Source organism: Haliscomenobacter sp., from assembly GCF_040403615.1.
In the GTDB taxonomy this organism is placed as follows: Bacteria; Bacteroidota; Bacteroidia; order Chitinophagales; family Saprospiraceae; genus Haliscomenobacter.
In genome coordinates this window covers 34,632-44,167 of the sequence record NZ_JBBAKG010000046.1, presented here as the reverse complement: position 1 = coordinate 44,167, position 9,536 = coordinate 34,632, and the positions used below count along the sequence as shown (strand labels likewise).

General features: G+C 44.5%; 8 protein-coding genes. All 8 read right to left on the bottom strand.

What is annotated here, in order from left to right:
• On the bottom strand, positions 1–1,159 hold a 1,159-nt coding region (locus ABW391_RS15830; protein WP_353482866.1), incomplete at its 3' end, for a hypothetical protein.
• A 144-nt stretch (positions 1,160–1,303) separates the two neighbouring features.
• Positions 1,304–1,714, bottom strand: a complete 411-nt coding sequence (locus ABW391_RS15825) for an HNH endonuclease (protein ID WP_353482865.1) — start codon at positions 1,712–1,714, stop codon at positions 1,304–1,306.
• A complete protein-coding gene (locus tag ABW391_RS15820; protein WP_353482864.1) occupies positions 1,711–2,115 on the bottom strand; it encodes a hypothetical protein in 405 nt (134 codons plus the stop codon). The genes ABW391_RS15825 and ABW391_RS15820 overlap by 4 nt, the downstream gene beginning before the upstream one ends.
• A gap of 33 nt (positions 2,116–2,148) precedes the next feature.
• Positions 2,149–3,474 (bottom strand): ATP-binding protein, encoded by a 1,326-nt coding sequence (locus ABW391_RS15815; protein WP_353482863.1) that lies wholly within the window; start codon positions 3,472–3,474, stop codon positions 2,149–2,151.
• Between the two features lie 145 nt (positions 3,475–3,619).
• A complete protein-coding gene (locus ABW391_RS15810) occupies positions 3,620–5,044 on the bottom strand; it encodes a serine hydrolase domain-containing protein (protein WP_353482862.1) in 1,425 nt (474 codons plus the stop codon).
• A 46-nt stretch (positions 5,045–5,090) separates the two neighbouring features.
• Positions 5,091–6,158, bottom strand: coding sequence for an alpha/beta fold hydrolase (locus ABW391_RS15805; protein ID WP_353482861.1), 1,068 nt, complete (start codon positions 6,156–6,158; stop codon positions 5,091–5,093).
• A 147-nt stretch (positions 6,159–6,305) separates the two neighbouring features.
• The gene (locus ABW391_RS15800) at positions 6,306–8,402 is read right to left on the bottom strand and encodes a c-type cytochrome (RefSeq protein WP_353482860.1); all 2,097 of its coding nucleotides are present in this window, start codon (positions 8,400–8,402) and stop codon (positions 6,306–6,308) included.
• 200 nt (positions 8,403–8,602) lie between these two features.
• Entirely contained in the window at positions 8,603–9,514 is a 912-nt protein-coding gene (locus tag ABW391_RS15795; RefSeq protein WP_353482859.1) for a dioxygenase family protein, read from the bottom strand.
• Between the last annotated feature and the right edge of the window lie 22 nt (positions 9,515–9,536).

Genomic DNA, 9,536 nt, shown 5'->3' with positions numbered 1-9,536 from the left:
CTTCTTGATATTTTCCTTCCTCCATCAATAATTGACCTGATGAATCATGATATTGTGCATTAGGAAATTCACGCATTTGTTCATTGTTGATTTTATCTGTAAACGACTTAGCTTTCTCCAAAAACAGTTTTGCTTCATCCCATTTTTTCAAGGAGATAAGCTGGAAAACAACTAAAAAATAGTCAGTTGCTATATCGTCGGTCTTTTTGGATTCAATTTTTAATTCAACCGCTTTCTTAAAACAATCCAAACTTTTTTGATGCAATCCTACATTGTCAAAATTATAACCCAACCTATTCAGAATGATAATTCGCAAATCTTTCTCTCCAATTTTTTCAAGTTCGTAATCGGCTTTTAATAGATATTCAAAGCCCAAAGCTGGTTTATTCAAATCAAATAAATAAAAGTTGCTCAATAAATAATTAAACATTGCCTTTACTCGTACATCTTTAATATTCGTCAAAATTACCTTTACTTCGTTTTCAACTTCTTTCGCTTCATTTATTTTTTTGTTGGCTTGTAGTGCAAGTAGCTTATTGTATGATACCATAAAAGCAAGTTCTGGCTGTCGTATTTCCTTAAATAACTTTCTGGCTCGGTCGGCATATTGAATGCTCTCATTGATTTTGTTCAGCCTTTGATAATTAGCACTGATAGCAACAAGACTATGTGCCATCATTTCTTTATCATTGTCTTTTTCAAAATACTTTAATGCTTCCAAGAGTTTTACATTTACTTTTTCGGGGTCTATTTGGGGGGGGAAGAGTTCAAATAGTTTATTGGGTTCTGCTTTTTCCTTGGTGACTTCATAGAAAATAATTATTTTAAAGTAATAATAATTGACATAGCTATCACCTGATATTAACATCATGAAATTCAAATAAAGCCCTTCCCCTTTGGGGTAATTGAGATTTTTGGATAGTTGACGGGCTTGTCTGGCAGCAAGCAATCCTCTTTGAAATTGCATATCGAATAAGCAAAGGAGCGCCAAATCATTCAAACGTTTGACTTTGACCGTATCCTTACGTGACTCTGCATCCAATAATCCCTGGATGCTATCAAGTTTAGCGGGTAGCGGGTTTACTAGCTCTTGTGCCGATGCCACAAGTAGGCTTGAAAAAGTGAGCAAAAATGGAAGGATCAAGTTTTTCTTCTTCATTGCTTAAAGTGCTGATGACGGAACTTGCTGCGTTACCCTATAAATGTAAGCATCGTGAAGCAGGAATACAAAAAGGCTTTCCCAATGTGGCGTTTGATCTTCCGAATGGGGGATATTATGCTCCGAATGGTAAGTTTGGGTTTCCTAGCGAGGAGGATGTTCACCTGCCAATACCAATACTCGACGGTAGTTGACCACACCAAAACGATTGAGTTGCAAACGGGAGATAGTTGCCCGCCCGACGGGTGTTTTTCCTATCAACAAGGTAAAGTCTTCACTCCACTCGAAATGATCAGCCCAAGAATCCACGCGTGGATGGAACAAGGGAACCACTTGTCCCGTCTCAGCATCAGTGGCCGTCGTAGAAGTATATTTGATGTTGTTACAAGAAAGGCATGACCAAGCTAGATTGGATAAATCATCGGTGCCATTCAAACTTGAAGGGATGATGTGCTCTACAGAAAAGGAGTCATGTGAAAAACTGGCCTGCGCCTGGCAGTATTCACAACAATCATTGGCACGGGTACGGACAGAAGCCCGAATGCTTTGTTTCATGACTCAACGTGCATGAGCCCCAGATCAGACATGGTTTGTCGCAGCGGAACACCGCGTAACTGAGCCAGTTCGGCTACATATTTCAGTCGTTCTGCGTGGATGGCTTCGACGCGATGGGTGAGGCTAATGAGTCGCTCATATTCCAGCTCTTGCAACTGTTCTGCCTGGCGAAGTACAGATAGGCGATAGTATTCGCCCAATTCTGCCTCAGGTACCACGGTAAGCCGGATTCGTTGCAGGAGTTCTGCTTCTCTTGTTTTTTCTTCCTCGTCTAAATCAAGCTTGTTGATACCAGAAGCCAAGATTTGGGCAACGAGATTTTCCAATGGAATTCCTTGCCGCACCGCGTTGTCGCGGATTCGCTGCTCAAGAGAAGAAGGCAATTGAATCGTAAGTGACATAAAAGTATTTGTTAGTAAAGTTACGTTTTTTTTTCAAGAATCCAAGCTTGTTTTGAAAGGGAGATGAATAATGAACTCCGTCCCTATCTCGTCTTCACTTTCTAATTTCAAAGTCCCGCCATGCCCTTTCGTCACAATATCATACGCCAAACTCAGTCCCAAACCCGTTCCTTTCCCGGTAGGTTTGGTGGTAAAAAAGGGTTGGAAGATTTTGTCTTGGATGGCTTGAGGGATGCCATTGCCGTTGTCTTGGACCTTAATCGTAACCTTGTCCCCTACGATGCTCGAACTTACCGTTACAGTAGGTTGATATCCTTCAATTCCCAGTTTGGCTTTCTCATTGACGGCATAAAACGCGTTGTTGATCAAATTGAGCAGCACCCGCCCGATGTCCTGTGGAATGACCGAAACCAGGGGTAAATCAGGATCAAAATGCGTTTCCATCATGGCGTTGAAACTGCTATCCCTGGCGCGCAGGCCATGATAAGCCAGGCGCAGGTATTCGTCCGCCAGAGCGCTGAGATCGGTAGAGACGCGATTCATTGCGTCTCCAGTCCGAGAATGCTCCAGCATGCCTTTGACGATGGCGGACGCGCGTTGGCCGTGGTGGTTGATTTTACTGAGGTTTTGTTGCAAATCGGCGCTAATGGCTTTGACTTCGTTTATGTCTCCTCTGTCGAGTTCAGCATCCATTTCGACTAGCATTTCCGCGCTGACTTCCGCGAAATTATTGACAAAATTCAGTGGGTTTTGAATCTCGTGGGCGATGCCTGCGGTGAGCTCACCGAGGGAGGCGAGTTTTTCGGATTGAATGAGTTGGGCCTGGGTGGATTTAAGTTCAAGAATTGAATTTTGAAGCTGAATTGTTCGTTCGTCAACCAGTTTTTGCAGTTCTTCATTCTTCATTTTCGCTACATCTAATGCCCATGCGTCGTTTGTAACAACAAGCCCATAGGAGGTATGGAAATGTGTGCACATCCATCTTTCTTCTATAACCTCAAAGATGGTGCTTAATCGCAACTCATTTTCATGCTTGACACCTTCAACAGTCAACGTATATTTTATTTCATCCACGTAAATAGCTACGTTTTCTCCAGGTGAAGTCCGGCGAGATACGGGGGTAATTTCAAACTGCATATCTAATCCAAGGGACTGCTTTTTTTGCATCCTCCAACCTTCATACAATTCGTCAAGGTTGAATATTTTTTCATCCAGGTTGGCGCCGTACCCCATTACATCTGGAACAATCACCAAAGACATTTTTTCCAATGGGTAGTTGTTCTTGATAAGTTCAACAAAGTTGTTGTATTGTTCCTCAAGTTGTTCAGCTTTTTGATTGGTCATAATGGTGATTTTCATTGGATAAAGTGCTGATGATAGAACTTGCCTTACTACACCCCTTAAATGTAAGCATCGTGATGCAGGAATTCAAAAAGTCTTTCCCAATGTGGCGTTTGATCTTCCGAATGGTAGGAAATGGGCTCCGAGTAGCCAATGAAATTGATCACTTAACTTTATCCCACTTTCCATACAATAAGCGTAGGTTTTTAATTTCCCCACTTTCATATCTTTCAAATGTCAATTCCTCTCCCAATGTCTGATCATCCTCCCGAATCCTGCGGAAGGTATCTTTTCTGATGTATTTGTATTCGGTTAATTGGCTTGCCGGATTATTTGAAGGCACTTCAAACCCAATTAATTTCCCTTTAATTGGCACTAGAATGGTTTCCCCCCAGCGGTAAGCTTCATACCTTCCCTCATACATCGAAAGGTCAATGTTTTTAGTGGTGGTGTCTTCAGCGATTTCCTTATTCAATAGGATGAATATTTGGTCGCTATACTTATACACGTCAATTTTTTGGGTATTGATCATCAAGGTGACACCCAATTTTTTCTTGGGGTCAATCATGACTGAACTAACATAACCGGGGCAGCCGCCATCGTGTCCTATCGTAGTAATTCCGCTGGATTGGTATTGGATGTAAAATCCCAGCCCCCAGGTTAGTTGTTTATCGGAGCTTGTCCATTGAATCCGCTGCATTTCTTTCAGCGTAGCAGATTTTAATACTTCTGCTTTTGTGCTGGATAACAACCTCAATTGCCAGGAGGCAAATTTTGCCAAATCAAGTACATTGGATGAAAACCCAGCCGCCGGAGTATAGGCGTTGGTTTTGAAAAAAGGCAGCATTTCTCTTCCGCCTTGTCGGTTGAGGCCGCCATAACCCGTTGCCATTTCTCCTGTTTTCCAAGCATTCTCAGGCAAATAAGGATGTGTATTGCCCAATTGCAGCGGCTTCAAAATATTCTCCTCGATGTAGTTTTTGTAGGCCATACCCGATTTGGAAGCGACTATTTCGCCCAGCAAGGACATGCCGAAGTTGGAATACTGAAAATACTTAGCGCTGGGATAGAGCGTTTTGAGGTTCCGAACAGTCTTTTTCAATTCCTCGGTTGTAATAAAAATGTAATTGGGCCCATTCCACCCCTCCCCTACGTCACTGGTCAGACCCGATGAGTGCGTCAACATGGAACGAACAGTAATCGGCACAGATTCAGGGTATTGTTGGTTTATTTTATATTCAGGAAGCAGTGTGATAAGGGAATCATCCAACCGCAGTTTCCCTTTTTCCCAAAGCTGCATGACCGCAACCGAAGTAAACAACTTGGAGATGGAGCAAATGGAACAAATGGTCTCCGGCTTCATAGGTATTTTCTTCGCCACATTGGCAAAACCATAGCCCTTTTGAAAAATGACCTCCTGATCTTGAACAATGGCAACCGACAGGCCTGGCAATCTGTCAAAATCCCTTTGAGCGTCTAGCCAATAGTCAATGACCTTGAGCTGACCCTTGTAATCTACCTTGGCGTTTTGTCCCCAGCATTGGCAGTAGGAAAGCAAAAGGATCGCTATAAAAGTTGATTTGTTCATGTTGTTAAAGCTTGGATTGGAAAATAGCTAAATCCTGGGCCTCCTTTCATTGATGTTTAGAAGTCTTTACTCGCGAAAGCAACGATGCGACATCTGTCAAAAAAACATCAGGATGCTCATACTTTAAAGCATGAGAAGTTTCTTTGTAAACCTTGTGGGTGATCATTTTAGGGTGCGCCTGTTGAAGTTTGGCATTTTCTTTTTCAAACGCAAACTGATCATTGTCCGATACTGGGTCTAAAATCAGCATCGGGACATCCAGGTTTCTGTAAATGAGTTTGGGGTTCAGCAATACGGTTGAGATACCAAACAATCTGGTAGAGGCAAAAGGCCGGTACATTAAAGTCAAAAATTCTTCCACAGAATTTTCGCCACAAAGTTCAGCAAGTCCAGGATTAATACTCCAGCTCCCTATTGCATTTTTCTTCACCGAGGCGAGTGTTTGAAAAATATGTTTTTGGTTATAAGCCTCGCCTTCTGCCCATTGTTTGCTGGCTTTGAACTCCGATGCAAAGGTCATTCTATAAAATGCCTCATATTCGGCAAATTCTTTGCTTCTTTTCACGGTTAATGAATCCATTGATTCCTTATGGTCATTCGTTGCCCAGGCCACTGAACCACCGTCTTCCAGGATGAGCCCTAGCACACGATCTGGGTATGCATCGTAAAAAGCGGTAGCAACAGAGCCCCCACGTGACCACCCGCCAATGACCGTTTTCTTTATGTTTAAGTTGTCGAGTAAGAATTTAATGTCATCTGCTACATGATAGAGGGATACATCCTTGTCGGGTATCGGCGTGAATCCATGCCCGTAGTAATCTATTGAAATGACATAGCATCCTTTTTTGACCAATGAATCGGCAAGTCCAAGCATTTCATGTGCGTTGCTGCCCGTTCCATGTGCCCACACGATGGGTATTCCAGTAGGTTTCCCCCAAGTTAGATAATGCATTTTCACATTCGGGGTCTGGATGTAATGACCATGCGCTTGTTCGAATTTTACAAACTCTGCTTTGGCTTTCAGGAAAAAAAGGGAGTCCTGCATGGCTTTATCCTGGGCAGTCAAATAGAACACGGAAAAGCAGAGGACTAAGAGGGATGTTGTTGATTTCATTTGTAAAAATTGATTTTTGATAATGGTTATAAGTCGCGGAATGTGTCAAACTCACATGGATTCCCCGACTTATAGCTGTTTTTTTAGAAAAACTGCCTTAATATCTTTCGTAGGTATAAACACCAATTTGTTTTCCCATGAAGTCTATTATTTTTTTGCCACATCGCCCTGCCCGTACTGCACCGGATAACCCCGATTTGTCCAAACAAGAATGCCCTCGTCAATGATGGCGGTGTTTTTATAACCCAATCGCCGCAAGGTACTCACCACTTTCTCGGAGGCCACGTGCGGGCAAGCACAATACACCACAATCCAGGTTTTGTCTTTGGGCATGTCTTTGATAAAGGAATCGGGCTCCTCATAATAAGGAACCGGAACCGCACCCGGGATATGGCTCTGATGCCAGCCCGCTTTGGAGCGTGCATCGAGGATCACCATGCGAGATTTGTCTTGCAATGCTTTGAGCACTTGTTCGGCAGGTACATATTTTCCCTCCCGCAAGGTGAATTTTGGAGCCTTGTCTTTAGGGTTCAAGATGTAATCTTTAGGCAATGGTTCTTTGATCACAGCGGCTGAAGGAGCGTTCCAGCCCGAAGCGCGACTGCGGATATAAGCCGTGAGGCCATCTATCTCTTCCTTCTTAAGTTCGTTTTTGAATGCCCGCATGGGAGTACTGTCTCGGCCTTCCGCAATGGCATAGCGCAAAAAAGCATCGCTGGCAGTGGCCAAAAACATGGGGTTTCCCAAGGCAGGAGCGCTTACACCTTCGCCCTTCACGCCATGGCAAGTTGCACAGGTTTTGTTGTACAATTTTTTTCCAAGCGCTACATCTCCGGTTACCGGATCGGTTGATAGTTCAACTGGTTTTTTTACACCACTTTTTTCGCGCAGCCAAGTGATCAACAGTTCTATGTCCAACACGCCCAATGGGCCGCCCTGGTCTTTTGCATAAGCGGCCATGGCGGTACCTTGCCGGCCGTAGGCAATGGTATACTTGAGAAAATTGTAATTGGCTGCAGGAATTTTGGTGACGGACATCAAGGAATGAGAGCGTAAGGAAGGCGCGTTATCGGCGATATAACCTTCCCGGTCTTTCCCATGGCACAAGGCACAATACTTTTGGTACAGGCCCGAGGCGTATTTTTTCGCAACGCTATTCAGTTTTTGGCCTTCCTTGATCTCGTACCGCTGGGCTAAGAGCGCCTGCGCTTTGGGTTCCTCTATAAATTCGAGTTGCACACCGTGGGCGTATTCTTTTAACACAATCAAGCGCTCGGGTGATTTTCCCATGCGCAAGGCTTTGGCTGGCAGCTTCTTTCTGAAAAACGCCCGCGTGGCTTTCAATTTTTTCACTTCAAAACGCATGGAGTAAACGCCGGGGCCGCGGGTTTTCAAAAATTTGGAAAGTGAATCGCCAGGAGATTGAGGCGCAAGCAGCTGCAATTCCTGATTGGCCGACACTTGGAAGCGAACTACATCTGGAGACTTGGGTGCTGCCAGTTCGGTCAATCCCATTTTTTTAAATTCCTTGCAGGCAGCCTTCAGGTTGTCCACTACAATACACAAGGCGGCCATGCCTATCACACCGTTGGGATGATTGGAATACACCCGATTCCAGGCGTAGATGGCTTCTTTTTCGCTTTGATATTCCTGATAAGGCAAACCAATGTACTCCATGAATCCAGGAAGATAGGCAGGGGGATTTTTAGGATTCAAACTCACCTGACGCCATTGTGGGCCGCCATCATCCCAATCCCAGCCCTTTGGCAATTCTGCTGCGCCCCGACCTTCCTGAACCGAATCTATGGTAAATCCCCGGGTGTTGAGCCAATCCAACGTGTTTTTTGCCGCGGAGGTAGAAAGGGCATACAAACGAACCCCTTCCTGCTTTTTCAAAAAAGAACCAATGAAGGAGCGTTTGGCCTTGGCCGTGGAATCTTTGAGGGTGATGAATTCCAGCGCCGACATGTCCGGGAAAAAAGCAGAAAAGCCAATTGATCCTTTGTAGATTCCCTGTTCATATTTTTCAGGCTTGGGGATTTCAAAGCCAAGGTCTTCGGCGTAATGCTGTCTGGCGCTGTCCAGGTTGGATACAACTACGGTAGCATCGCTAATCCCCAGGCCTAAACCCAATAGGGATTGGTGGTTCGATTTTTGGTTTTCGCAAGCGACCAATAAGGAACTAATGGCCAAAACAAGGACAATCAGGTGATGGTTTTTTGAAGTTTTAAGCTTGGTATGCATAGGTGATGCTTGGTGGTGTTTGGTTAAAAGCGGAACATTTTCTAGTCTTTAATTGCAACTTGGAGGAAGGAGGTAAGTGGGAATGGCAATTTTTTAAACTTGAGCTTTTATTCACTCCGTCTGGCGCTTGCTTTGAAATAAGTTAGTGCGAATAATGGTTCGGCATTTAGATACCAAACCCATTATTCGCATTGGTGTTTTCATTTCATCACCCGCTTATAAACCACCACAATCTTTTCCCCTTTGTCGTTCGCATAGGTTTCCCTCATTGTGATCTTGCCGTAATCACCTATTTCAAAAACAGCGGAGTATTCCTCCAACGTTGTACCTGGAAATGTGAAGGTATTATCGCCCACAAATTCAAAGTTCAATCCATAGGGCATCCCATTTGTTTTGTCCCCTTTTATCCAGAGTTGTTTGTCCTTTCTGAACAGCTCCATCTTGTTGCTGGGGTCATTTTCAGCGATGTAGTTGCCCACCAAGAGACCCATGGAAGCTGGCTCAATCGCCAGTTTTTTGGCCATGCTGATGTTGTACTGCACTTTTTTGCTGCCACCCGTTAAATTTTGGACCTCCAAGATTCTCTTTTTTGCAGCAGGGGAAGATGAACTGTCGTCTTCTGCCAACCTGGGGTCGCCACTGAAATAGAGCTGGGTCACCAGTGGCTGGTACCCCGCCGCGGTAATCATCATGTGGAAATGCGCCGGGCGGATATTCCCACCACCGGCATCATAAGGCACGGGTAAGATGGTTTTGAAGGAATAATTCCCCTTATCATCGGAGTAGGTAGTGCCTCGGTATTTAAAATCCTGGGATTCGTTGTCGTATACCCCGTTGCCGTCGCAATGCCAGAGTTCGATCTTGGCTTTTTTGTAGGGCGTGCTGCAATCGTCGTGTAGCACCTTTCCCAACAAAGTGATGGGGTCGCCTTTTTCCCCTTTGATGGCGAGTAAGTTCCGCACCGGGCTATTGGGGCGGTAAAATGGCCCCAGAATATCGGAGGTGGTGGCGCAGTCGCCCACGTAGCGTTGGCCATCGAAATGGACAAAACCGGTGGCGCTGATGGCGATGGCGGATAATGCGGTGTTTTTGATGAATGTTCTGCGTTGCATGGTCTTGTTTTTTTTGATGCTT

Coding starts and splice junctions, on each gene's coding strand:
- ABW391_RS15825 (WP_353482865.1), bottom strand. CDS start 1,714: ATGAAACAAAGCATTCGGGCTTCTGTCCGTACCCGTGCCAATGATTGT.
- ABW391_RS15820 (WP_353482864.1), bottom strand. CDS start 2,115: ATGTCACTTACGATTCAATTGCCTTCTTCTCTTGAGCAGCGAATCCGC.
- ABW391_RS15815 (WP_353482863.1), bottom strand. CDS start 3,474: ATGAAAATCACCATTATGACCAATCAAAAAGCTGAACAACTTGAGGAA.
- ABW391_RS15810 (WP_353482862.1), bottom strand. CDS start 5,044: ATGAACAAATCAACTTTTATAGCGATCCTTTTGCTTTCCTACTGCCAA.
- ABW391_RS15805 (WP_353482861.1), bottom strand. CDS start 6,158: ATGAAATCAACAACATCCCTCTTAGTCCTCTGCTTTTCCGTGTTCTAT.
- ABW391_RS15800 (WP_353482860.1), bottom strand. CDS start 8,402: ATGCATACCAAGCTTAAAACTTCAAAAAACCATCACCTGATTGTCCTT.
- ABW391_RS15795 (WP_353482859.1), bottom strand. CDS start 9,514: ATGCAACGCAGAACATTCATCAAAAACACCGCATTATCCGCCATCGCC.